At 44.5% G+C, this 23644-nt stretch carries 22 protein-coding genes; 18 read left to right on the top strand and 4 right to left on the bottom strand.

Annotation, left to right across the window (positions count from 1 at the left end; translation table 11 throughout):
- Nucleotides 1–79 precede the first annotated feature (79 nt).
- The 3 genes from apbC (at nucleotide 80) to R7F07_RS00945 (ending at nucleotide 4254) form a co-directional block, all read left to right on the top strand.
- Nucleotides 80–1156, top strand: a complete 1077-nt coding sequence (gene apbC, locus R7F07_RS00955) for an iron-sulfur cluster carrier protein ApbC (protein WP_017633850.1) — start codon at nucleotides 80–82, stop codon at nucleotides 1154–1156.
- A 180-nt stretch (nucleotides 1157–1336) separates the two neighbouring features.
- Nucleotides 1337–1978 (top strand): uridine kinase, encoded by a 642-nt coding sequence (gene udk / locus R7F07_RS00950; RefSeq protein ID WP_005380833.1) that lies wholly within the window; start codon nucleotides 1337–1339, stop codon nucleotides 1976–1978.
- A 188-nt stretch (nucleotides 1979–2166) separates the two neighbouring features.
- Nucleotides 2167–4254, top strand: coding sequence for an AsmA family protein (locus tag R7F07_RS00945; RefSeq protein ID WP_017633849.1), 2088 nt, complete (start codon nucleotides 2167–2169; stop codon nucleotides 4252–4254).
- A gap of 62 nt (nucleotides 4255–4316) precedes the next feature.
- Here the strand turns inward: R7F07_RS00945 and cobO are convergent, their stop codons facing one another.
- Nucleotides 4317–4922 carry a cob(I)yrinic acid a,c-diamide adenosyltransferase gene (gene cobO / locus R7F07_RS00940; protein ID WP_171342882.1) on the bottom strand — a complete coding sequence of 202 codons (606 nt, stop codon included), beginning with the start codon at nucleotides 4920–4922 and terminating at the stop codon, nucleotides 4317–4319.
- 117 nt (nucleotides 4923–5039) lie between these two features.
- Between cobO and R7F07_RS00935 the strand changes: the two genes are divergently transcribed.
- Nucleotides 5040–5489, top strand: coding sequence for a low molecular weight protein-tyrosine-phosphatase (locus R7F07_RS00935; protein WP_053304232.1), 450 nt, complete (start codon nucleotides 5040–5042; stop codon nucleotides 5487–5489).
- Between the two features lie 60 nt (nucleotides 5490–5549).
- Here the strand turns inward: R7F07_RS00935 and R7F07_RS00930 are convergent, their stop codons facing one another.
- The gene (locus tag R7F07_RS00930; protein WP_005380840.1) at nucleotides 5550–7109 is read right to left on the bottom strand and encodes a SulP family inorganic anion transporter; all 1560 of its coding nucleotides are present in this window, start codon (nucleotides 7107–7109) and stop codon (nucleotides 5550–5552) included.
- A 332-nt stretch (nucleotides 7110–7441) separates the two neighbouring features.
- Nucleotides 7442–10516 carry a ribonuclease E gene (gene rne / locus R7F07_RS00925; protein WP_171342883.1) on the bottom strand — a complete coding sequence of 1025 codons (3075 nt, stop codon included), beginning with the start codon at nucleotides 10514–10516 and terminating at the stop codon, nucleotides 7442–7444.
- 639 nt (nucleotides 10517–11155) lie between these two features.
- Between rne and rluC the strand changes: the two genes are divergently transcribed.
- Entirely contained in the window at nucleotides 11156–12100 is a 945-nt protein-coding gene (gene rluC, locus R7F07_RS00920) for a 23S rRNA pseudouridine(955/2504/2580) synthase RluC (protein ID WP_171342884.1), read from the top strand.
- 58 nt (nucleotides 12101–12158) lie between these two features.
- On the opposite strand, the gene R7F07_RS00915 is transcribed toward rluC, so the two are convergent.
- Nucleotides 12159–12740, bottom strand: coding sequence for a Maf family protein (locus R7F07_RS00915; protein WP_054729223.1), 582 nt, complete (start codon nucleotides 12738–12740; stop codon nucleotides 12159–12161).
- Nucleotides 12741–12889: 149 nt separating this feature from the next.
- Between R7F07_RS00915 and yceD the strand changes: the two genes are divergently transcribed.
- The 13 genes from yceD to R7F07_RS00850 all read left to right on the top strand — a co-directional run bounded on the left by yceD (nucleotide 12890) and on the right by R7F07_RS00850 (nucleotide 23546).
- Nucleotides 12890–13414, top strand: coding sequence for a 23S rRNA accumulation protein YceD (yceD, locus tag R7F07_RS00910; protein ID WP_005387307.1), 525 nt, complete (start codon nucleotides 12890–12892; stop codon nucleotides 13412–13414).
- 59 nt (nucleotides 13415–13473) lie between these two features.
- The gene (rpmF, locus tag R7F07_RS00905) at nucleotides 13474–13644 is read left to right on the top strand and encodes a 50S ribosomal protein L32 (protein ID WP_005396978.1); all 171 of its coding nucleotides are present in this window, start codon (nucleotides 13474–13476) and stop codon (nucleotides 13642–13644) included.
- 10 nt (nucleotides 13645–13654) lie between these two features.
- The gene (plsX, locus tag R7F07_RS00900; protein WP_017633846.1) at nucleotides 13655–14680 is read left to right on the top strand and encodes a phosphate acyltransferase PlsX; all 1026 of its coding nucleotides are present in this window, start codon (nucleotides 13655–13657) and stop codon (nucleotides 14678–14680) included.
- A gap of 5 nt (nucleotides 14681–14685) precedes the next feature.
- Complete coding sequence (locus R7F07_RS00895; RefSeq protein WP_017821385.1) at nucleotides 14686–15636, top strand: beta-ketoacyl-ACP synthase III; 951 nt, start codon at nucleotides 14686–14688, stop codon at nucleotides 15634–15636.
- A 75-nt stretch (nucleotides 15637–15711) separates the two neighbouring features.
- Nucleotides 15712–16635, top strand: coding sequence for an ACP S-malonyltransferase (gene fabD / locus R7F07_RS00890; RefSeq protein WP_005387313.1), 924 nt, complete (start codon nucleotides 15712–15714; stop codon nucleotides 16633–16635).
- A 45-nt stretch (nucleotides 16636–16680) separates the two neighbouring features.
- Nucleotides 16681–17415, top strand: a complete 735-nt coding sequence (gene fabG / locus R7F07_RS00885; protein ID WP_031781117.1) for a 3-oxoacyl-ACP reductase FabG — start codon at nucleotides 16681–16683, stop codon at nucleotides 17413–17415.
- Nucleotides 17416–17661: 246 nt separating this feature from the next.
- Entirely contained in the window at nucleotides 17662–17895 is a 234-nt protein-coding gene (acpP, locus tag R7F07_RS00880) for an acyl carrier protein (RefSeq protein ID WP_004406112.1), read from the top strand.
- A gap of 93 nt (nucleotides 17896–17988) precedes the next feature.
- A complete protein-coding gene (fabF, locus tag R7F07_RS00875) occupies nucleotides 17989–19239 on the top strand; it encodes a beta-ketoacyl-ACP synthase II (protein ID WP_005372948.1) in 1251 nt (416 codons plus the stop codon).
- A gap of 107 nt (nucleotides 19240–19346) precedes the next feature.
- Nucleotides 19347–20162 (top strand): aminodeoxychorismate lyase, encoded by an 816-nt coding sequence (gene pabC, locus R7F07_RS00870; RefSeq protein WP_054577645.1) that lies wholly within the window; start codon nucleotides 19347–19349, stop codon nucleotides 20160–20162.
- Nucleotides 20159–21175: an endolytic transglycosylase MltG gene (gene mltG / locus R7F07_RS00865; RefSeq protein ID WP_005372950.1), complete on the top strand. Its 1017-nt coding sequence runs from the start codon at nucleotides 20159–20161 to the stop codon at nucleotides 21173–21175. The genes pabC and mltG overlap by 4 nt, the downstream gene beginning before the upstream one ends.
- Nucleotides 21172–21804, top strand: a complete 633-nt coding sequence (tmk, locus tag R7F07_RS00860; RefSeq protein ID WP_171342885.1) for a dTMP kinase — start codon at nucleotides 21172–21174, stop codon at nucleotides 21802–21804. Before mltG ends, tmk begins: the two co-directional genes overlap by 4 nt.
- Before the next feature lie 24 nt (nucleotides 21805–21828).
- A complete protein-coding gene (locus R7F07_RS00855; protein ID WP_171342886.1) occupies nucleotides 21829–22791 on the top strand; it encodes a DNA polymerase III subunit delta' in 963 nt (320 codons plus the stop codon).
- Nucleotides 22782–23546: a TatD family hydrolase gene (locus R7F07_RS00850; protein WP_054577648.1), complete on the top strand. Its 765-nt coding sequence runs from the start codon at nucleotides 22782–22784 to the stop codon at nucleotides 23544–23546. The genes R7F07_RS00855 and R7F07_RS00850 overlap by 10 nt, the downstream gene beginning before the upstream one ends.
- Nucleotides 23547–23644 lie beyond the last annotated feature (98 nt).

Below are 23644 nucleotides of genomic sequence, written 5' to 3'. Positions count from 1 at the left end.
AAACTGCGGAATGCCTTAGTTTTTTTGGGGTTCTGGTTGAGCCTGGACGGTGGTAGCATGACATCTAAAAGGAGGGCTTATGCATCAGTTCACTTCAAAACAAGATTTTTGTCACTGGTTTAACCAATTCCAACATCCACAGTTGGTGGAAAACTGGGCAGATATTCATGGCGCAATTTCGATTACGACACAGGGTTCTATTGATATAACGTTGCCATTCGCAAGTAATGAGCTTCAAACCGTACTGCATGACTGGATCAAACAGCAGCAAGCCTCGGGTAAAGTGGCTGAATTCCCATTTAATATTCGCCTTGGAGTTAAAGCTTTAGAAACTCAAGTGGCTAACTCGGTTAAGGGTGTTAAGAACATCATTGCCGTCAGTTCTGCGAAAGGTGGCGTTGGTAAATCTACTACCGCAGTTAACTTAGCGTTGGCGATTGCTCAATCTGGGGCGAAAGTGGGATTGTTGGATGCAGATATCTATGGTCCGTCTGTACCTATGATGTTGGGGCAAGAAGATGCTAAACCAGAAGTTCGTGATGGCAAGTGGATGGAACCCATTTTTGCTCACGGCATCTATACTCATTCTATCGGTTATTTGGTGGATAGATCAGAAGCGGCGATATGGCGCGGTCCAATGGCTTCAAAAGCGTTGTCGCAGTTATTAACTGAAACAGATTGGCCAGATTTGGATTATTTGGTGATTGATATGCCGCCAGGTACGGGGGATATTCAATTGACGCTGTCACAACAAATTCCGGTAACAGGTAGCGTGTTAGTCACAACGCCGCAAGATTTAGCCCTTGCCGATGCAAGGAAGGGAGCGGCAATGTTTAACAAAGTCCATGTCCCGGTTATTGGTGTTGTGGAAAACATGAGTTATCACATTTGTAGTCAATGTGGCGCGAAAGAGCATATTTTTGGTATGGGCGGAGCTGAAAAAATGTCGCAAGAATTTGGCTTAGCATTGTTAGGACAAATTCCGCTTCATATCTCTATGAGAGAAGATATTGACGCTGGCGTGCCAACGGTAGCAAGACGCCCAGAAAGTGAGCATGCAGGGTATTATAAGCAACTTGCCGATCGCGTATGTAGCACGATGTTTTGGCAAGGCAAAGCAAAACCAGATGCGATTAGCTTTACAATGGTGAACTAAGTTTACTATGCCTGCTGGTTGATAATTGCACATTTTAACGTTTGCTCGGAGGTTAATCCTCTGAGCAGGCAGAAACTTATGACTAAACCCTAATTCCAACTAGTAACTATGGGGTGAACTCCCTATAATCAGGCAGTTTATCTTTTTATGTGACTAGAAATCATCATCGGGTGCAAACTAATGTCTGATAATAATCAATGCGTCATCGTAGGTATTGCTGGCGCTTCTGCTTCTGGAAAAAGTCTGATCGCGAGCACTATTTATAATGAGCTTCGCGCGAAAGTAGGCGATCATCAAATCGGTGTCATCACGGAAGATTGCTACTACAACGACCAAAGCCACCTAAGCATGGAAGAGCGAGTAAAGACGAACTACGATCACCCGAGTGCGTTGGACCACGACCTACTGTGTGAGCACCTAGAAAAATTGGTACGTGGTGAAGCAGTAGAAGTGCCTGAGTACAGCTACACTGAGCACACAAGAACAATTAACACCACCACAATGACACCTAAAAAGGTGATCATTCTAGAAGGTATCCTTCTTCTTACAGACCCTCGTCTTCGTGATTTGATGCATGCGACAGTATTTATGGACACACCGTTAGATATTTGCTTGCTTCGCCGTGTTAAGCGTGATGTGGAAGAGCGAGGCCGAACTATGGAGTCTGTTCTTAAGCAATACCAACAAACAGTACGTCCGATGTTCATGCAGTTTATCGAACCTTCTAAGCAATATGCGGACATTATTGTTCCTCGCGGTGGTAAAAACCGTATCGCAATTGATGTATTAAAAGCTCACATTGCAAGACTTTTGAAAGCTTAAGCCTATAGACGGCTATATCGCTTTATTTTTAGGAGAAGAAGTGGCACCTTAAGTGCCACTTCTTTTTTTGTTTTTAAATTAGTCAGTTGCAGGTTAAAACCAGACACTTTTCACGCTTTTGTGGAACTGTCAGCGGCAAATGGAGTCTGCGCTTATAATTGTAAAAACACTCGAGCAAGGAAAAACAAATGAAGAAACTGCTCTTAATTCTAGCAATACCGATTGTGGTCATTTTGGTCGCAATTTTAGCGTTAACCATCTTCGTCAATCCGAATCAGTTTAAACCCCTTATTGTTGAGCAAGCGCAAAAGCAAACGGGATTAGAGTTGGTGATTGAAGGGGATATCAGTTGGCAATTTTTCCCATCAATTGGCTTTGAGTTGGGACATACAGAATTGCGAAACCCACAAGGCTTTAGTAAACCCAATTTATTCAAAGTTGATACCGTTGGTGTAGACATCTCTGTTATGCCACTTTTTAGTCAACAGCTTGAAATTGGAAACGTCACGCTTGATGGTGCTGAGTTCTACATTGAAACCAAGAAAGATGGCAGCAAGAATATTGATGCATTGACGAAAGCCCAAACACAACAAGCAGAACAAGAGAACAATGCTGCGCCTACGCAAAATGGTGAAACGCAAACTTCTGGTTCTGATTGGAGTATTAATCTTGCTGGCGTTACGGTTTCTAACGGTTCATTAGAAATGCAGGATAAGCAAGCTGGTAGTTACACCAAACTTTATGATATTTCATTAAACCTTTCCGAATTCGCTTTTGACAACTGGACAACGGCTGATTTTGGCGTGAAGGGCGAAATGAACGACCAAAAGTTCACCGCGAAAGGTCAGGCAGACTTTAAGCTAGAAAAAGGTTTGGCAAACTACGCGCTAAAGAACATCAACTTTGATGCGACATACTCTGACCCTGCCAATAAAATTGAATCGGCAACGATCGGTTTAGACACGTTTGAATTCGATAAAGTAAATAACCTGACTTATGCCATTAAGGGTGACGCTGGTGGTATGAAGTTAGATATGCAGGGTGCTGGTCAACTTAGCGTGGACAAGGCTATCAGCAAAGTACAGTTGGATAAGTTAACTCTTAAATCGACTTTTGAGGGTGATGCTTTACCTCAGTCCCCGATGAAAGTCGACATGGTGTCTGATCTGTCTTTCGACCTAACGAAAAACCATCTGAGTTTTGTTCTAGAGAAGTTAACAGCGAATGCTATCGCCTTAGATGGTAAGGCTGATGTGGCACTCGGTGATATTCCTAAAGTACGCTTTGCTCTCCATAGCCCCAATATCGATCTTGATGAGTTCTTAGGGTTAGATAAGCAAGCTGCCGAAGGTAATAAGCCTGCTTCTGGTGGCGAGAGTGCTCCTGCCGGACCTGAGGTTGAGCCTGATTTGTCTGCGTTGAAAACGTTAGATGTAAAGGGTGACATTACCATCGACAAATTCAAAGCGGCAAATGCGAAGATGGAAGCGGTAAAAACGAGCTTCACTGTAAATCGTGGCGTGTTTGAGCTTACATCTTTTAGTTCGAAGTTGTACCAAGGCTCAATCTCAGCGACAGCGAAGTTAGATGCACGCCAATCACCAGCGACTTACAGTGTTAAAAAGTCAATCAAAGGCGTGAAAGTTCAACCGCTACTTATAGACGTTGCTGAAAACGACAAACTTGAAGGGACAGGTAACATTGATGTGAATGTTACAGGTAAGAGTCTCACGCCTACCGGTATCAAGAAGAATCTATCTGGTACGGTTGTTATCAATTTTGCTGACGGTGCGGTGAATGGCATCAACGTTGCTCAGTTGATTCGTGAAAACTATGCGAAATTTAAAGGGCAAAAAGTTGAAGGCACCAATGTAGCTAAGAAAACAGACTTCAGTGCGATGACGGCGACATTGAAACTCAACAAAGGTGTTGTATCAACGGATAATATGCAAGCTCAGTCTCCATTGTTACGTGTTCGTGGTAAAGGTACCGCAAACTACATCAATGAAACAGTCGACTTTACTATCAGCACGTCAGTTGTAGGCAGCCTAGAAGGCCAGGGCGGTAAAGATATAGATGAGCTGAAAGACATCACGATTCCAATCAATGTGTCTGGTAAGTGGGCAGATCCTAAATTCAAGCTCGTATTCGATGATGTTCTGAAGCAGAAAGCTCAAAAAGAAATCGATCGTGGCGTGGAGAAGCTAACGGACAAAATCAAAGACGAGAAAACCAAAGATGCGGTCGATGGTTTATTGAAGAATCTTTTCAACTAACCGTGCGTGAAAATCAAAAGGGTTGGCATTTTGCCAACCCTTTTTAAATTACTCTGCGAGTGTTACCAATCGACGCCTTTGAGGGCTTTTACGCCAGAATCAAATGCGTGCTTTACATTTTTCACTTCAGAAACGGTATCGGCCATTTCAATCAGGGTTCGATGTGCGCCACGCCCAGTAATAATAACCGACTGCATTTTAGGTCTGTTGCTCAGTGCTTCGACCACTTCGTCTAAGTCGATGTAGCCGTAGCTCACCATATAAGTTAGCTCGTCAAACAAGATGACATCGATAGAGTCGTCTTGCAGCATGCGCTTACATTCTTGCCATACGCCTTGCGCTGCTTCGGTATCAGCGGCTTTGTTTTGAGTTTCCCACGTAAAGCCGGTTGCCATTACTTGGAATTCAACGCCGAGTTTCTCAAGTAGGTTGCGCTCTCCGTTGTCCCAAGTACCTTTAATAAACTGCGCGACAGCACAATTCAAACCATGACCCACTGCGCGTGCGATCGTACCGAATCCTGATGTCGATTTACCTTTACCATTTCCGGTAATGATCAGTAGCAGACCTTTTTCCTCTTGAGCAGCAGCGATTTTTGCGTCTACCTGTTCTTTGACTTTTTGTTGGCGAGCTTTATGGCGTGCTTCTTTATTTTCTTCGATAGACATAATACTTCCTCAATTCCTTTTCGTGCTGTGCCCAAGCTAATTTGGGTTCATTGATTTATCTCGCTATGATAGACCAACATATCGTGAAGAAAAACCACCGATAATTCAGGGAATAAAATGAAGAAAATACTTGTTGTTTGTATGGGAAACATTTGTCGGTCACCAACTGGAGAGGCAGTGTTAAGAGCGAAAGCTCAAAAGCTAGGCGTTGAAGTAGAGGTTGATTCGGCAGGTACAATTGGCTACCACGCAGGAAACCGACCGGATTCAAGAGCGATGGCAGCAGGAAAGCAGCGAGGTTATTCTTTTAAAGGAATGCAAGCGCGCCAAGTCACCATTGATGACTTTGAAAAGTTTGACCTTATATTAGCCGCAGATAAAGCAAATTTGGCCGATTTATTGGATATTTGTCCGTTGAAGTATCGACACAAAGTATCGTTATTTTTAAGTCATTCTGAGTCAGTTTACGACGAAGTCCCGGACCCATATTATGGTGGGGAAGATGGCTTTGAACTGGTGCTTGATTTAATCGAAGAGGCATCAGACGCAATTTTGAAGAAGCTATAATCACCGTGCTTGAAGACAATAGAAAAAGGGATGAGCTCAGCTCATCCCTTTTTATTCGTGTTAACCCGCTAGTATGTCGGTTGCGACTTTGTAGCTTGGGTCTTCCTTCACGTTAATTTCAACCAAGCTGCCAGCTTTGTCCAAAAGTTTACGACAATCTGGGCTTAGGTGACGAAGGTGCAGCGTTTTACCTTGAGCATTGTAACGCTCAGCCAGTGTTTCAATGGCTTCAATTGCAGAGTGATCTGTCACGCGAGAGTCTGCAAAATCGACAATCACATCTTTTGGATCTTCAGGCGCGTTAAACAACTCCAGGAAGTTAGCCGCAGAGCCAAAGAAAATAGGGCCGTGAATCTTGTACTCTTTTGAACCTTCCTCGTTTAAGCACGTGTCGGCATAGATGTGCTTAGCGTGTTGCCATGCAAACATTAATGCAGAAACGATAACACCAACCGCTACGGCAACAGCAAGGTCAGTAAGAACAGTAACAACGGTCACAAGAACAATAACGAAGAAGTCTTGCTTCGGTACGCGGCGTGCTAGCTTAAATGTTGCCCATTCGAATGTACCAATGACAACCATGAACATCACACCAACCAGAGCAGCGAGTGGGATCATTTCAATTAGCGAAGAAGCGAATAAGATAAACATCAATAGAGCGATAGCCGCAACGATACCAGATAGACGGCCGCGACCACCTGAGTTTACGTTGATCATCGACTGACCAATCATCGCACAACCACCCATTGCGCCAAATACAGAACACGTCATGTTTGCCATACCTTGACCGATACATTCGCGGTTAGATTGACCACGAGTATTCGTCATCTCATCTAAAACTGTCAGTGTTAGTAGAGATTCAATTAGACCAATGGCCGCTAGAATGATCGCGTATGGAAGAATGATTTGTAGAGTTTCTAGCGTAAATGGCACCGCCGGAATAGAGAAGGTCGGCAGTGAACCTGCGAGTGTTGCCGCTTCATCACCAGACATTGTACGCAGGAAGTCAACAACAGTACGAGTTTCCAGATCCAAACCAACCACTAAAGCAGTCACCGTTACGATTGCAACAAGTGAAGAGGGTACAGCCGTTGTGATTTTTGGTAGAAAGTGAATGATTGCCATAGTTAGCGCAACCAAACCAAGCATTAGTAGCATTTGGTCTTGTGGTAGCCAAGTAAGCATGCCGTTGATATCTGGCGCTTTAAACTGACCCAACTGAGCTAGGAAGATAACAATAGCCAGACCGTTCACAAAACCAATCATCACAGGGTGAGGCACGATACGGATGAACTTACCCAATTTAAACATACCAGCGGCAATTTGAAGAATACCAGCGAGCATGATGGCTGCGAATAGGTACTGGACACCGTGAGTCGCGACAAGCGAAACCATTACGACTGCCATGGCACCTGTTGCACCAGAAATCATGCCAGGACGACCACCGAAAATGGAAGTAATAAGACCAACGATGAATGCAGCGTAAAGACCGACCATCGGATCTACGCCTGCGACGAACGCAAATGCGACAGCTTCAGGAACCAATGCTAGCGCAACGGTTAAGCCTGATAGCACATCATTTTTTACGGAGTGCTTAGAAAATTGGGGAAATTCGAACATGTTTGTTTTTAAGTTCTCTTTGCAATGAGTTAAACCCGACACATATTCGTATTTGCACAAGCCACTGGAAGGTTGATTTTTAATCAAACATTGCAGTGTAAACCGTAGTATTAAAAGAGCAGCATCAGAATGGTGTCGAAAACTTGAGTCGGCGCATGCTACCGAAAAGTGTGATTAAGTTCAAGAATGATACGAATAATGGCGTACAAATGTGATCACGAATTGGTATTTATATGAACAATTTATTGGGCAAATATGAAGATAAAAAAGGCTACCAGATGGTAGCCTTTAATTTATTTATGCCGTTAAGCAGTTGAACGTAATGATTTAGCCTAGTTAAAGTTAGGCTTTGTCATCTCTGCCGATGCACGGTTTTTAGCCACTTGGCTACCAGCACCTTTAGCTTGGTAACGTTCGGTTTTGAACGGTGCTGCTGCAACCGTGATTTCGCGTAGCTCTTGAGGGCCAGGTGCTTTCGTCATCGGTGCGCTAGCGTTTAGCTTAGCCGCAACTTTAATGGCTTCGACTTTAGGCTCTGGTTTATCTACTGGCGCTTCGGCTGCAATCTCTTTTGCTGCTTCAACGATAGGCTCTTCAGCAGGTGCCGTTTCTACGATGACATCAACCGGTTCAGCATGTTCAGTTACAGGAGTTTCAACGATAGGCTCTACCGATGCTGTTTCTACTACTGCCGATTCAGCTTTTTCTGCGATTACTGTTTCAACAACAGGTGCTTCTACTACTGGATCTTCCACTTTCGCTTCAACGGTTTCTTGAACCTTGTGTTCAACAACTGGCGCATCTGTTACGACAGGTTGCTCGCGACGAATAATCACTTTACCCATTGCCATTTCTGGACACGCAAAGCCACCTTGGATTGTAGGTACTGCTGCTACAGCTTCTTCCTTAACTCGCTCTTCCTTCTTAGGTGCTGGTTTCGGAATGTAACGTGGCATTACTTTACCCATAGCCATTTCAGGAGAAGCGACACCTCCCTTACGTAGGCGGAACGGGTTAGGGCGGCGATCACGGCCACGGCGACGACGCTGGCCGCTTGCACGCAGGTGACGTGGCGAACGACGGTTACGACGTTGCTTAGACTCTGCTTGCTTGTTGTCTTGTTGTGCTTCTACCGCTGCTTCTGTTGGCTTCTCAACTTTGGTTTCAACCGTTTCTTGAGTCTTAACCGCTGTTTCTTCGGCTTTCTTCTCAATAGCTTCTTGGTCCTTAACGCGTACAGACTTGTTCAATTTGCGACGTTGGCGGCGCTCTTTCACTTTTTCTGCTTTCGCATTTTGCTGCTTCGGTTTGCTCTCTTCTGGTTTTGTTTCAGTACGAGCTTCCGCTGCTAGCTGCAGACCTTTTTCCGCTACTTTTGCGTTTGCTTTCTGCTCTTGGGCTTTATCTGCCTGTTGAGCTTTAGGTTTACGCTTTTGGTTACGGTTTTGCGGTTTATTTGTTTGTTGTTGAGCTTCGTTTTGCTCATTAGCCTGCTCATCACGAGGCTTACGACGACGTCGGTTATCGCGATTGTCGCGGTTATCACGATTATCGCGCTGGTTGTTATTGCGACGACGATCGTTACGATCACGTTTGTTACGTCGATTATCGCGATTTGGTTTTTTCTCTTCCTGAGGTTTCTGTTCTTCTTTTGTTTCTTCAGAACCACCGAATAGGAAGCTACCAAGTGCTTTAAACAGACGGCTGAACAATCCAGGTTTCTCTTCTTGTTCAACGTTTTGTTCTTTCTTCTTCGCCTCAGGAGCTGGTTTAGCTGCTGGTGCAGGTGCGGTTTGAGACGGAGCCGCAAAGCCTTTAAGAACTGGCTCTTCAATTCGTTTTGGTTTTACGTCAACTTCCGCTGGCTCTTTACCTTCCGCTTCTTTCATTGCTTCCAGTTTTTTAGGAAGTAGGTAAGAAATCAGATCGAACTCTTCACCTTCACGAACACGGATAACTTCGAAGTGCGGCGTTTCCATGTCAGAGTTTGGAACAACCGTAATCTTCACTTCTTGAATGCGTTCGATATGGTTAACTGAACGACGTTTTTCGTTCAACAAGTAAGAAGCGATTGGCACAGGTACAACTGCGAGAACTTGCGCTGTATTGTCTTTCAGTGCTTCCTCTTCGATTAAACGAAGTACAGAAAGTGCTAGAGATTCGTTGTCGCGAACGACTCCAGTACCGCTACAGCGAGGACAGATGTGGTGGCTTGCTTCTGCTAGAGAAGGGCTTAAACGTTGACGTGACATCTCCAACAAACCAAAGCGAGAAATACGACCGATTTGTACACGAGCGCGATCAAGACGAACGGCTTCACGTAGACGGTTTTCTACTTCTCGTTGGTGGCGAACAGGTGTCATATCGATAAAGTCGATAACCACTAAGCCACCCAAGTCACGTAGACGTAACTGGCGAGCAATTTCGTCGGCTGCTTCTAGGTTCGTGTTTAGGGCTGTTTCTTCAATATCACCGCCCTTGGTTGCACGAGCAGAGTTGATATCGATAGACGTTAGTGCCTCAGTCGGGTCAATAACAATAGAACCGCCAGATGGCAGACGCACTTCACGTTGGAAAGCCGATTCAATTTGGCTTTCGATTTGGTAGTGGCTGAATAGTGGAACTTCGCCTTCATATTTCTTAACGCGGTTAAGGAAATCAGGGCGCACCAATTGAATGTGCTCTTTTGCACGTTCGTAGATGGTGTTGCTATCAATTAAGATTTCGCCAATATCACGACGCAAATAGTCACGGATTGCACGAACGATAACGTTACTTTCTTGGTGGATTAAGAATGGAGCAGGGTTAGAGTCCGCTGCACCTTTGATTGCACCCCAGTGGTTAAGTAGTACATTCAAATCCCACTCAAGTTCTTCAGCACTCTTGCCAACGCCAGCAGTACGTACGATTAGGCCCATGCCCTGAGGCAGTTCCAAAGTACTTAATGCGGCTTTTAGTTGAGTACGCTCGTCACCTTCGATTCGACGAGAAATACCGCCAGCACGAGGGTTGTTAGGCATCAGAACAAGGTAACTACCAGCAAGAGAAATGAAAGTAGTAAGAGCAGCGCCCTTGCTTCCACGTTCTTCTTTTTCCACTTGAACGATAACTTCTTGGCCTTCCGTTAGCACTTCTTTGATGCTTGGACGACCTTGGTAGGTGTAACCTTCAGGGAAATATTCGCGGGCAATTTCTTTGAGAGGGAGGAAACCGTGACGCTCGGCGCCGTAATCAACAAATGCGGCTTCTAAGCTTGGTTCGATACGTGTGATACGTCCTTTGTAGATATTCGCTTTTTTAGATTCATGTCCTGGACTCTCGATATCAAGATCGAAAAGTCGCTGGCCATCAACCAGAGCGACACGCAACTCTTCTTTTTGAGTTGCGTTAATTAACATTCTTTTCATTGAAAATTCTCGTTGTCTTTTCTTTTATATCTTTCTTGTCGACTTGCCACTGTTTTTTCGCTCTTTCACGGTGCCTGATCCCATGGCTTGTATTTTGCAGCCTCCCGGCTGGAAGGGGATGCTCTCGGGCACTTCAGTCATCACAAGCCTCTTGTGGTTTCTGTTGGAAACGTAGACTTGTGACCCGCTATTTGGGCGGTAGGTACTCAACGTGAATATGCGAGGAGTAGGGTGGCAAGAGTGTTGAATTCGATGTGTCTCACGCCAATGCTGCACTCGACCTTCAACGATCTACTCACATTGCTTGAGGATAAATGATTGGTAATGAATAAAATGTAACCAAACCTTCCTTAGCAGCTGTGAACTATAGCAGTGCGCGTGGCTATCAGCAATCTGCTTTCACGCAAACGATAGAAAATTTGCCGCTAAACTCAAAATTTCTATTTTATAACTGGCTGTTTCATAAGCAATTGAGATGTGCAAACTGTTCAAGACAGAAAACAAATTGAGAACTTGATTGAGAGTTTTAATAATTTAAACAAAAGCTTGGCGAAATTTAGACCAGTATGTGCCACGGAGTGTTTCTTTTACGACAAGAATAATGTGAAGTCGCACGAAATTGAGTTTACAATACCGCCCATGAACGAAATAAGAACAAAAGTCCAGTTCGTCGATATCGACGAAGATATGGCGGGTCAGCGCATTGATAATTTTTTGCGCAACCAATTAAAAGACATTCCTAAAAGCATGATTTACCGAATTGTGCGTAAGGGCGAAGTGCGCGTAAATAAAAAGCGTATAAAAGCAGAGTACAAGTTAAAAGCAGGCGATCTCGTTCGTATTCCACCGGTGACCGTCGAGAAAAAAGATGACGATGTCGCACCAAGTACGAAACTTAACAAAGTCGCTGAGTTGGAAAAGATGATTATCTTCGAAGATGATCATATGTTGATTCTAAACAAACCATCTGGCACCGCTGTGCATGGTGGCAGTGGTTTAAAGTTTGGTGCGATTGAAGCGCTTAGGGCTCTGCGTCCTCAAGCTCGCTTTCTTGAACTTGTGCATCGTATTGACCGTGATACTTCAGGGATTTTGCTGGTTGCTAAGAAGCGTTCTGCACTTCGTCACTTGCAAGCCCAGTTTCGTGAAAAGACAGTAAAGAAGTTTTACTTAGCTCTTGTCATGGGGCAATGGAAAAGCAGTTGTAAGGTTGTGAACGCGCCACTGCTCAAAAACGAAGTGAACAGTATTGTTCGTGTTAACCCTAATGGTAAGCCGTCAGAAACGCGTTTTAAGATTTTGGAAAAGTTCGAACAAGCTACATTGATTCAGGCGAGTCCGATTACTGGTCGAACTCACCAAATACGAGTTCATACGCAATACACTGGTCACCCAATCGCTTGGGATGATCGCTACGGTGATCGTCGCTTTGATGCTTACACAGGTCAAGTTGGTTTAGATCGTTTGTTCCTACACGCGGCAAACATCAAGTTCCAACACCCATCAAATGATGAGTGGATGGAAATCAACGCACCGATGGAACCGAAACTAGAAAAAGTGTTGGCGGGTTTAAGAAACGCGTAACCATGTTTTCCTCGCGGATGCAAAAGGGAGCCTGTGGCTCCCTTTTATCGTATTTGAGTTAAAGGACATCGAGTCCTTGAACATGCAACATATCAATCAAATCAATCAATGGTAGTCCGACAAGTGTGTTCGGGTCTTTACCGACTAATTTCGTAAACAAGCAAATTCCCATGCCTTCGCTTTTAAAGCTGCCTGCGCAGTAAAAAGGTTCTTCCCTGTCGACGTAGCGTTCGATTTGTTCAAGCGTTAAATCTCTAAAGTGCACCTCGAAAGAATCAAAGCCGACTTCTGTATGGTTTGTGACGGTGTTATGTACCGCAAGACCAGTATAGAAAGTGATGACTTTTCCACTTTGAGCCAAAAGTTGATTTATCGCGTTATCTCTATTTAAAGGCTTGCCAACGATTTCACCATTAATGACACAAACTTGGTCACTGCCGATAACTAAACTTGCTTTATCCGTCTGGCAAGATATTGCTTTCTCTTGGGCCAGTCTCTGCACAAGTTCAGTTGGCGTTTCTTGGTCAAAAGGTGTTTCATCGCAATCAGGTGGTAAACAAACGAATGGTAGTGAGAGCTTTTCAAGCAGTTGTTTACGAAAAGGGGAAGTTGAGGCTAAAACCAGTTGGTAATTTTTCATTTTGAATTACAATTCGTGGGAGCATTTCCAATAGGATAATCGATCAAAAATGATTCTGGCTAATGCTCTGTATGTTAAGCGTAAAAAAGTACAACTTTTTTGCCTTTTTCTTTGACTAATTTTGATTTGGAAGATAATATTCGCGCCCTATGCAAAAGGTAAAAATACCGCGAACGGTTGACCCAGCTAAAGCTGCACAGAAACGATTGGATTACGATGGCATCATCCAAGCTAGTCTTTTCAAGCGCTTAGTGGAAACAACTGAAGGCGTAAAACGCGACGCAGAAGTCTCATTGTCATTTGGGATGGATGAACAGCGACTCGTTGTTATCTCTGGTAAAGCTAACATCGAAGTCGATTTAGAGTGTCAGCGTTGTAATGAGGTATTCGCACATGAGTGCGAAGTTGAATTCCTTTCTACTCCTTACTACGGTGAGAAAACAGAACAGGAAGCACCAGAAATTTATGATTTGGTAGATCTAAATGAATATGGTGAATTAGACCTCATACAACTTGTTGAAGACGAGTTCATCTTAGCATTACCTCAAATTGCGATGCACGATGAAGCGGATTGTAGCGTTGATTCAAATAACATGGTTTTTGGTGAGATTCCTGAAGAAATTGAGGAAGAAAAACCGAATCCATTCGACGTTTTGAAAAGTCTGAAAAAGTAATAGGTGTGGTAGCCGATTCTTCTTCAGGTTTTTAACCCAATAGTATAGGAGTAGGGTCAATGGCCGTACAGAAAAACCGTAAAACTCGTTCTAAGCGCGGTATGCGTCGTTCACACGATGCGCTAACTACAGCTGCTCTATCTGTAGACGCGACTTCTGGTGAAACTCACCTACGCCACAACGTAACTGCTGAAGGTTACTACCGTGGTCAAAAGGTTATCAACAAGTAAGGTTGAACCTTTGCAAAGTATTACCGTTGCACTTGATGCAATGGGCGGGGATTTCGGTCCACGCGTAACAGTGCCTGCCGCCGTGCAGGCACTGTCTCATTTCCCAGAGCTAAAAGTGATTCTTATTGGTGATCAATCTCTGATCACGTCTCAATTATCTCAACTCGGTACCTCGACCAGTTCCCGCTTGACTATTCTTCACAGCGAGAAAGTTATCTCGAACTCAGAAAAACCTTCATTGGCGTTACGTAATAGCCAAAATAGTTCTATGCGTATGGCTATCGATTTGGTTTCTGAGCAGAAAGCGGATGCTTGTGTTAGTGGTGGCAACACCGGTGCATTAATGGCACTATCGCGTTTCATTCTTAAGTTACTTCCTGGCATTGAACGTCCTGCTTTGGTTTCCGCTTTACCGACGATTACCGGAAAGCGCACTTGGATGCTAGATCTGGGGGCGAATGTATCGTGCGATGCTGATAGCTTGTTCCAATTTGCTGTAATGGGCAGTGCATTAGCTGAAGAACACTTGGGTCGTCCTCCTCGCGTTGCTGTACTCAATATTGGCGCAGAAGAGATTAAAGGTAACGATTTAGTCAAACGTTGCGCAGAAATGCTTTCTCAGACCGATGCGATTAACTTTGTCGGTTATATTGAAGGTAATCAAATTTTGCATGATGTTGCTGACGTCATTGTTTGTGATGGATTTGTCGGCAACGTATGCTTAAAAGCCAGTGAGGGAACAGCTCAACTTTTTATCGAAAAAATTAAAACCAGCATAATGGCATCAACGATAAAGGGTTGGATAGCTAGAAAGTTGTTTTCTAGGCTGTTTAATGAACTAAAAACACTGAACCCCGACCAGTATAACGGCGCAAGTTTGCTAGGATTGCGCGGCATTGTCATAAAAAGCCATGGAAGTGCGGATGTATCTGCGATTGTCAATGCACTTGGCGAGGCAGTACACGAGGTCAAACGACAAGTACCAAGCCGTATTAGCGATCGTTTGGAAGCGGTTTTACTCGAGAGGCATTATTAGTCTTCATGTATAGCAAAATTTTAGGTACTGGCAGCTACCTGCCATCTCAGGTGCGTACAAACGCAGATCTAGAGAAAATGGTAGATACAAGTGATGAGTGGATCGTTGCTCGCACGGGTATTAAAGAGCGTCGAATTGCTGCAGAAAACGAGACTGTAGCAGACATGGCATTCTACGCAGCTGAAAACGCTATCGATATGGCGGGTATTGATAAAAACGATATCGACCTGATTATCGTAGCCACAACGAGCAGTAGCCATACTTTCCCTTCATCTGCGTGTCAGGTGCAGGCAAAGCTTGGCATTAAAGGTTGTCCAGCTTTTGACTTAGCCGCTGCTTGTTCTGGTTTTGTGTACGCATTATCTGTTGCAGACCAACATATCAAATCTGGTATGTGCAAAAACGTACTTGTGATTGGTTCAGATGCTTTGTCTAAAACGTGTGATCCGACAGACCGTTCAACCATTATTCTATTTGGTGATGGTGCCGGAGCCGTTGTCGTAGGCGCTAGCCAAGAGCCTGGCATTATCTCTACCCACATATACTCGGATGGTCAATTCGGAGAGCTTCTAAGCCTACCTGTACCTGTGCGGGGGCAAGATGCGGATAAATGGCTTCATATGGCTGGGAACGAAGTATTCAAAGTCGCTGTCACTCAGCTATCGAAACTAGTAAAAGATACGCTTGAAGCCAACAACATGCATAAGTCTGAACTAGACTGGCTAGTGCCGCACCAAGCGAACTACCGCATTATTTCAGCGACAGCGAAGAAACTTTCGATGTCACTAGACCAAGTCGTGATTACACTTGATAAACACGGCAACACATCAGCTGCGACGGTGCCAACAGCACTAGATGAAGCGGTACGTGATGGTCGTATTAAACGCGGTCAAACTCTGCTTCTTGAAGCGTTTGGCGGCGGATTCACTTGGGGCTCGGCCCTTGTGAAGTTCTAAGTTTCACAAGAATTCAAAATTTAAGGTGCACTTGGTGCATCTTATTTCTTTTTACTTTGCTTAAAGGAAAACAACATGAGCAAGTTTGCTATCGTATTTCCAGGTCAAGGTTCTCAAGCTGTAGGTATGCTTGCAGAACTAGGCGAACAATATGACGTAGTAAAACAAACATTTGCAGAAGCATCTGACGCACTAGGTTACGATCTATGGGCGCTTGTTCAAAATGGACCTGCAGAAGATTTAAACGAGACTTTCCGTACTCAACCAGCTTTGCTAGCTTCATCTGTTGCAATCTGGCGTGTATGGCAGGAACTTGGCTTAGAGCAACCAGCAAACCTAGCCGGTCACAGCCTAGGTGAGTACTCAGCACTTGTATGTGCGGGTGTTATTGACTTTAAAGAAGCCATCAAGCTGGTTGAATTACGTGGTCAACTTATGCAAGAAGCAGTACCAGCTGGTACTGGCGCAATGTACGCGATTATCGGTTTGGCTGATGATGCGATTGCAAAAGCGTGTGAAGACGCAGCGCAAGGCGAAGTGGTCTCTCCAGTAAACTTTAACTCGCCTGGTCAAGTCGTTATCGCTGGTAGCAAAGACGCAGTAGAGCGAGCTGGTGCGCTATGTAAAGAAGCTGGTGCGAAGCGTGCGCTTCCTCTCCCTGTTTCAGTACCTTCACACTGTGCACTTATGAAGCCAGCAGCGGAAAAACTTGCTGTAGCTCTCGAGTCTATCGAATTTAACTCACCACAGCTGCCAGTTATCAACAACGTTGATGTGGTTGCTGAGACAGATCCTGCAAAAATCAAAGATGCGCTTGTTCGTCAGCTACATAGCCCAGTTCGTTGGACTGAGACAGTTGAACTGATGCACGAACAAGGCGTAGAAAATCTTCTTGAGCTTGGTCCTGGTAAAGTTTTAACAGGTCTAACAAAACGTATCGTGAAAACGCTAACTGCAGCCGCAGTGAATGATATCGCATCGCTAGACGCTGCGAAGTAATCCATCAAGCGATAAATTTGCGATAAGAAAAGGAAACACAACATGATGAATCTAGAAGGTAAGATCGCGCTAGTTACCGGCGCAAGCCGTGGTATTGGCCGCGCGATCGCGGAACTTCTTGTCGAGCGAGGTGCTACGGTTATCGGTACTGCTACTTCTGAAAGTGGTGCGGCTGCTATCAGCGAGTATCTTGGTGATAACGGTAAAGGCTTAGCGCTTAACGTGACTGATGTCGAGTCTATCGAAGCGACATTAAAAACGATCAACGAAGAATTTGGTGTGATCGATATTCTGGTGAATAACGCTGGTATTACTCGTGACAACCTATTGATGCGCATGAAAGATGATGAGTGGAACGACATCATCGATACCAACCTAACGCCAATCTACCGCATGTCTAAAGCGGTTTTACGCGGTATGATGAAAAAACGTGCGGGTCGTATCATCAACGTAGGCTCTGTTGTTGGTACCATGGGTAATGCTGGTCAAACTAACTACGCAGCAGCGAAAGCGGGCGTGATTGGTTTTACTAAATCAATGGCTCGTGAAGTTGCGTCTCGTGGTGTAACAGTGAACACTGTTGCTCCTGGTTTCATCGAAACTGACATGACTAAGGCACTAAATGATGACCAACGTGCGGCAACATTGTCGAACGTGCCAGCAGGTCGTTTAGGTGACCCACGTGAAATTGCATCAGCAGTAGTTTTCCTTGCTTCTCCTGAAGCAGCGTACATTACTGGTGAAACTTTGCATGTAAATGGTGGCATGTACATGGTTTAATGCGACAGTTTATGCAAAATAAGCTATTTTACATTGTGAAAAATAGCCTATAGTTGCAGTTAACTGTCATGAACTTGTCATGCTTATGCGCAAGATTTGTGCATGATTTAAGTCAAAAATGTATTGAAATTCGGTTAAATTCGCTAATTTTGTGGTTTGACCAGCAAGGACCCCCTTGCAACTTTCAATAGTTCGAATAAACTACGGAATCATCGCATTAGGCGAAATCTGTAAAGGAAAAGAAAAATGAGCAACATCGAAGAACGCGTAAAGAAAATCATTGTTGAACAGCTAGGTGTAGACGAAGCAGAAGTTAAAAACGAAGCTTCTTTCGTTGACGATCTAGGTGCTGATTCTCTAGACACTGTAGAACTAGTTATGGCTCTAGAAGAGGAATTCGACACTGAGATTCCTGACGAAGAAGCTGAGAAGATCACTACTGTTCAAGCTGCAATCGACTACGTAAACAGCGCTCAGTAATTAGCTCTCCCAGGCGGTCTCCTAGACCGCCTGTGTTCTTTCTAACTTCTTCTATCCTCTCATAGAAATATTCAATTCCCGGAGAATTATATCGTGTCCAAGCGTCGTGTAGTTGTCACTGGCATGGGTATGTTGTCACCGGTAGGCAACACAGTAGAATCATCTTGGAAAGCCCTGCTAGAAGGTCAAAGTGGTATCGTAAATATCGAGCACTTTGATACTACGAACTTCTCAACTCGTTTTGCAGGTCTTGTTAAAGATTTCGATTGCACAGAGTACATGTCTAAAAAAGATGCTCGTAAGATGGACCTTTTCATCCAGTACGGCATTGCAGCGGGTATTCAAGCTCTTGATAACTCTGGCTTACAAATTACCGAAGAAAATGCGGCTCGAGTTGGTGTTGCTATCGGCTCAGGCATTGGCGGTCTTGACCTTATCGAAACTGGCCATACTGCATTAGTAGACAAAGGCCCTCGCAAAGTTAGCCCATTTTTTGTTCCTTCGACCATTGTAAACATGGTTGCAGGTAACCTATCTATCATGCGTGGTCTTCGTGGTCCAAATATCGCGATTTCTACCGCATGTACTACTGGCCTGCATAATATCGGCCATGCAGCACGTATGATTGCCTACGGCGATGCAGATGCGATGGTTGCTGGTGGTGCAGAAAAAGCTTCTACGCCTCTTGGCATGGCTGGCTTCGGTGCAGCTAAAGCACTATCTACTCGTAATGAAGAGCCTCAAAAAGCGTCTCGCCCATGGGATAAAGGCCGTGATGGTTTTGTTCTAGGTGATGGTGCTGGCATGATGGTGCTTGAAGAGTACGAACACGCAAAAGCACGTGGCGCGAAGATTTACGCAGAACTGGTTGGTTTTGGTATGTCTGGTGATGCTTACCACATGACATCTCCAAGCGAAGACGGCTCTGGTGGTGCACTTGCGATGGAAGCGGCGATGCGTGACGCTAACATCACAGGTACTCAAGTAGGTTATGTGAATGCTCACGGTACTTCTACTCCTGCTGGTGATGTTGCAGAAATCAAGGGCGTGAAACGTGCTCTTGGTGAAGAAGGTGCGAAGCAAGTTCTTGTGTCTTCAACTAAGTCGATGACGGGTCACCTATTAGGTGCTGCTGGCTCTGTTGAAGCAATTATCACGGTTATGTCTTTGGTTGACCAAATTGTTCCGCCAACCATTAACCTTGATGATCCAGAAGAAGGTCTAGACATCGACCTTGTGCCGCATACAGCGCGCAAAGTTGAAGGTATGGAGTACGCTATCTGTAACTCGTTTGGCTTTGGTGGTACAAACGGTTCTTTGATCTTCAAGAAGTTCGCTGAGTAACACTATCTAACCTAATTTAGATAAGCGAAACTTGTATTCTAACGGCTCGATGCTTAGCATTGAGCCGTTTTGTTTTATTTGTTGTCTGCTAATTTGAAGGTACGTGAATGTTTTGGGTAAATGGAGTTCCGCAAACGCATGTAGAGCTAGGTGATCGCTCATTCCAATACGGTGATGGAGGCTTTACCACCATCCTGACCCAAAATGGAGAGTTGGTTTACTGGCAAGAACATACTGAGCGCATGAGTGCTTGCCTTGACGCTTTGAAGATCTCTTCACCTGACTGGAAAGTTGTGCATGATTGGGCAAGCAAAGCGGTTTTATCTGACGCACGAGCGGGGGTGAAGATTCACGTTAGCCGCGGTATTGGCGGGCGAGGGTATAGCCCTAATGGGATTGAAGGCCCTATCGTGACGATTTCCAATTTTGCGTTTCCTTCTCATTATTCATCTTGGCAAGAACAAGGTGTGGACTTGGGCGTTTGTAATACTCGTCTAGGGATTCAACCTTTACTTGCTGGACATAAGCACAACAACCGTTTAGAGCAGATTCTCGCCAAGGCTGAAATCGACAATACAGAGTTTGCAGATGCAATAACGTTAAATGTGCAAAACCATGTCATTGAAACTACAATGGCCAACCTTTTTTGGGTTAAAGGTAATAAAGTATTTACGCCGGAGCTGACCTTATCAGGCGTTACGGGCGTAATGCGTCGTAAGGTGCTTGAATTACTTAAAGTAAGTCATATTGAAGTCATCGAGGGGCGTTTTATACTTCCAGATTTTCTGAGTGCTGACGAGGCTTTCATGTGTAACTCAATATTAGGTGTCGCACCTATTCGCAGCATAGTGACATCGAACTCTAAGACTATATTTCCGATAGGAAAATTGACTCAACGACTGCAAGGGAATTTAACTACGTGATTAAAAAACTGTTGGCTTTTGTTGTGCTGATTGCAGTGATAGGCGCAGCAGCTGTTTTTTATATAATTTCACAGGCTAAACAATACGTTGAAAAGCCTATTCTATTGGAACAACCTCAGCTGTTTACTGTAGAAAGTGGTACAAGCTTTCATCATGTCATGCGCGCCTTAGTTGAAGATGAGGTGATTGAAACATCGGAGTATATCCGTTTAATTCCTCACTTATATCCAGAATTGTTGCAAGTGCGAGCGGGTACTTACCAACTTGAGCCTGGTATGTCACTTTCGCAAACATTGGAGCATCTGAATACTGGAAAAGAATACCAGTTTGCGATCACTTTTGTTGAAGGCAGCCGCTTTTCTGAATGGGTAGATCAACTAAAAAGTGCTCCTTATTTAAAGCATGATTTAACCGATCTTTCAGAAAAAGAAATGGCTGCGAAGCTCGGAATTGAGAGAGAAAAGCTAGAAGGGTTGTTTTTAGCAGAAACCTACCATTACACAGCGGGTGCGAGTGAAAGCCAGTTATTAAAACGAGCGCATCGAAAACTCAATAAAATACTGGACGCTAGCTGGGAAGCTCGTCAAGAAAAGCTGCCATTACAGGATAAATATGAAGCCTTGATTCTCGCGTCTATCATCGAGAAAGAGACGGCTATTGATTCTGAGCGTGAGCGCGTCGCTTCTGTGTTTATCAACCGATTGAACAAACGTATGCGGTTACAAACTGATCCGACAGTTATTTATGGTATGGGTGACGCCTACGATGGCAACATTCGTAAGAAAGATTTGCGTACGCCGACACCATATAACACCTATACCATCAATGGTTTGCCACCAACACCGATTGCGATGGCTGGTGAAGCTTCCATTGAAGCGGCTTTGAATCCAGAAAGCAGCAACTATTTATATTTTGTAGCAAGTGGAAAGGGCGGACATGTATTCTCGAAATCCCTTGCTGAGCACAACCGTGCTGTTCGTGCCTATTTAAGAGAACTAAGAAAGAACAAATGATGAAAGCAAACTTTATTGTCGTTGAAGGCCTAGAAGGCGCGGGTAAAAGCACTGCGATTAAAACCGTTTTAGATACGCTAAAAGTGGCCGGTATTGAGGATATCGTAAATACCCGTGAGCCAGGAGGCACACCGCTAGCAGAAAAAATGCGCGCTCTGGTGAAAGAAGAGCACGAAGGCGAAGAACTTAAGGACATGACGGAGTTGCTTCTTCTGTACGCTGCACGTGTTCAGTTGGTTGAGAACGTGATCAAACCAGCTTTGGAAAACGGTCAGTGGGTGGTTGGTGACCGACACGATATGTCGTCGCAAGCTTATCAAGGTGGTGGCCGTCAGATTGACGCATCGTTAATGAAAAATCTCCGGGATACAACGCTTGGTGATTTTAAACCTGCTCTCACTCTCTATATGGATATTGACCCTCGTGTTGGGCTTGAGCGTGCACGTGGGCGTGGTGAGTTAGATCGTATAGAGAAGATGGATATTAGTTTCTTCGAGCGTACACGTGAGCGTTATTTGGAGATTGCTCATGCCGATCCTTCCATCGTTATCATTAACGCAGAACAGACGATTGAAGGCGTGTCGCGTGATATTCGGGACGCTCTAAACGAGTGGCTAGCTCGTCAATAAGTGAAACGTAAATTTAGGTGACTCATGTTAAATGATTATCCATGGCTACAGCCAATATGGGATAACCTCAAAGTAGGGTTAGAGTCGGACAGAATACCAGGTGCGCTTTTATTACAAAGCGAGCAGGGCTTGGGCATCGAAAAACTTATCGAGTTTTTTAGCCAAGTACTTCTTTGCCAAAATTACGCGAGTGAAGCATGCGGTTTTTGTCATAGCTGCCAGCTAAATCAATCTCAAAACCACCCTGATTTACACTGGATCAAGCCAGAGAAAGAAGGAAAGGCGATAACGGTGGACCAAATTCGCGCTTGTAACCGTCTTGCTCAGGAATCATCTCAGCTTAATGGTTACCGCCTATTTGTAATAGAACCGGCGGACTCTATGAACGAGTCGGCATCGAATGCGCTGTTAAAGACGCTAGAAGAGCCTGGGGCAAAGTGCTTGTTTTTGCTCGTTACCCACAATCAGGAGCGTCTGCTCCCAACGATTCGTAGCCGTTGCCAACACTGGGTTGTTGCGCCTCCGTCAGCGGAACAAGCGATGCAATGGATGCACGAACAAGGGGCGAAGCAAGTTCCTGCTTATGTCTTAAAACTGAATATGGGCTCTCCAATAAAAACATTGGATGCGTTAAATAATGGTGAGCTCGAAGCTTACTTGGCTTTTGAACGCAGTTTTATTAAGGCAATGTCTTCGCCTGTTTCAGACGTTTCTGAGTGTGCTTCTTTAATCGCTAAACACTCAGAGCAATCATTAGACTGGGCATGGTATTTACTGACAGATGCTCAGAAAGCGCAGTTTGGTGTATCAGAAGCTCAAATGCTTCCGGGCGCGACAAAGTTTCAACCGGACAACTATAACGGTTTGTACTCATCAGCGAAGGCGCTGATGAACCTGAAAGCTCAGGTGCAAGCCTTTCCTGGCCTGAACCTTGAACTACTATCAATGAATTGGTTAATTGAATCACGAGAGGCATTATGTTCGTAGATTCTCATTGTCATTTAGACAAATTGAATTACGACGATCTCCACATCAATGTGGAAGACGTTATTAACAAAGCTAAACAAGCAAACGTAACTGAGCTACTTTCTGTTGGAGTAACGCTGGATTCTTTCCCGAAAATGATGGAAATGATCGAGCCTTATGACAATGTTTATGCTTCGTGCGGTGTGCACCCACTTGATGTTGAAAGCGACTTTTCGATGGACGTATTGCGCCACCATGCGTCGAATGCAAAAGTCGTCGCTATTGGCGAAACGGGTTTAGATTATCATTACAAGCCCGAAACGGCCGCGTTACAGAAAGAGCGCTTTGAGCAACACGTTGATCTTGCAGTGGAGCTCAACAAACCTTTAATTATCCATACTAGAAACGCACGTGCGGATACTCTAGATATTTTGCGTAAGGGTGGGGCAGAGAAATGTGGTGGTGTTATCCACTGTTTTACAGAAGATCTTCCATTTGCTGAAGCTGCACTGGAGCTGGGGTTTTATATTTCTATCTCGGGGATTGTTACTTTCCGTCAAGCTACAGAGTTAAAAGAAGTGGTGAAGACTCTACCTTTAGAGAAGCTTCTTATTGAGACAGATTCTCCTTACTTGGCTCCTGTCCCTCATCGTGGCAAAGAGAATCAACCCGCTTACGTTGTCGAAGTCGCTTCTTATATTGCGCAACTCAAATCGTGCTCTCTTTCTGAAGTGGCACAAAAAACCACCGAAAACTTCCGAAATCTTTTTTTGTGATGAAAAAATAATAAGAGCATAAAAAAGGAGCTTAGGCTCCTTTTTTGTTGATAAAAACAACAGATACGCTCACGAGTTTAATGTTTACTAAAAATGTT

This window comes from Vibrio sp. YT-16 (assembly GCF_033337405.1).
GTDB lineage: Bacteria > Pseudomonadota > Gammaproteobacteria > Enterobacterales > Vibrionaceae > Vibrio > Vibrio alginolyticus.
This window is presented reverse-complemented; position numbering and strand designations above follow the sequence as displayed.

Coding starts and splice junctions, on each gene's coding strand:
- apbC (WP_017633850.1), top strand. CDS start 80: ATGCATCAGTTCACTTCAAAACAAGATTTTTGTCACTGGTTTAACCAA.
- udk (WP_005380833.1), top strand. CDS start 1,337: ATGTCTGATAATAATCAATGCGTCATCGTAGGTATTGCTGGCGCTTCT.
- R7F07_RS00945 (WP_017633849.1), top strand. CDS start 2,167: ATGAAGAAACTGCTCTTAATTCTAGCAATACCGATTGTGGTCATTTTG.
- cobO (WP_171342882.1), bottom strand. CDS start 4,922: ATGTCTATCGAAGAAAATAAAGAAGCACGCCATAAAGCTCGCCAACAA.
- R7F07_RS00935 (WP_053304232.1), top strand. CDS start 5,040: ATGAAGAAAATACTTGTTGTTTGTATGGGAAACATTTGTCGGTCACCA.
- R7F07_RS00930 (WP_005380840.1), bottom strand. CDS start 7,109: ATGTTCGAATTTCCCCAATTTTCTAAGCACTCCGTAAAAAATGATGTG.
- rne (WP_171342883.1), bottom strand. CDS start 10,516: ATGAAAAGAATGTTAATTAACGCAACTCAAAAAGAAGAGTTGCGTGTC.
- rluC (WP_171342884.1), top strand. CDS start 11,156: ATGAACGAAATAAGAACAAAAGTCCAGTTCGTCGATATCGACGAAGAT.
- R7F07_RS00915 (WP_054729223.1), bottom strand. CDS start 12,740: ATGAAAAATTACCAACTGGTTTTAGCCTCAACTTCCCCTTTTCGTAAA.
- yceD (WP_005387307.1), top strand. CDS start 12,890: ATGCAAAAGGTAAAAATACCGCGAACGGTTGACCCAGCTAAAGCTGCA.
- rpmF (WP_005396978.1), top strand. CDS start 13,474: ATGGCCGTACAGAAAAACCGTAAAACTCGTTCTAAGCGCGGTATGCGT.
- R7F07_RS00895 (WP_017821385.1), top strand. CDS start 14,686: ATGTATAGCAAAATTTTAGGTACTGGCAGCTACCTGCCATCTCAGGTG.
- fabD (WP_005387313.1), top strand. CDS start 15,712: ATGAGCAAGTTTGCTATCGTATTTCCAGGTCAAGGTTCTCAAGCTGTA.
- fabG (WP_031781117.1), top strand. CDS start 16,681: ATGAATCTAGAAGGTAAGATCGCGCTAGTTACCGGCGCAAGCCGTGGT.
- acpP (WP_004406112.1), top strand. CDS start 17,662: ATGAGCAACATCGAAGAACGCGTAAAGAAAATCATTGTTGAACAGCTA.
- pabC (WP_054577645.1), top strand. CDS start 19,347: ATGTTTTGGGTAAATGGAGTTCCGCAAACGCATGTAGAGCTAGGTGAT.
- tmk (WP_171342885.1), top strand. CDS start 21,172: ATGATGAAAGCAAACTTTATTGTCGTTGAAGGCCTAGAAGGCGCGGGT.
- R7F07_RS00855 (WP_171342886.1), top strand. CDS start 21,829: ATGTTAAATGATTATCCATGGCTACAGCCAATATGGGATAACCTCAAA.
- R7F07_RS00850 (WP_054577648.1), top strand. CDS start 22,782: ATGTTCGTAGATTCTCATTGTCATTTAGACAAATTGAATTACGACGAT.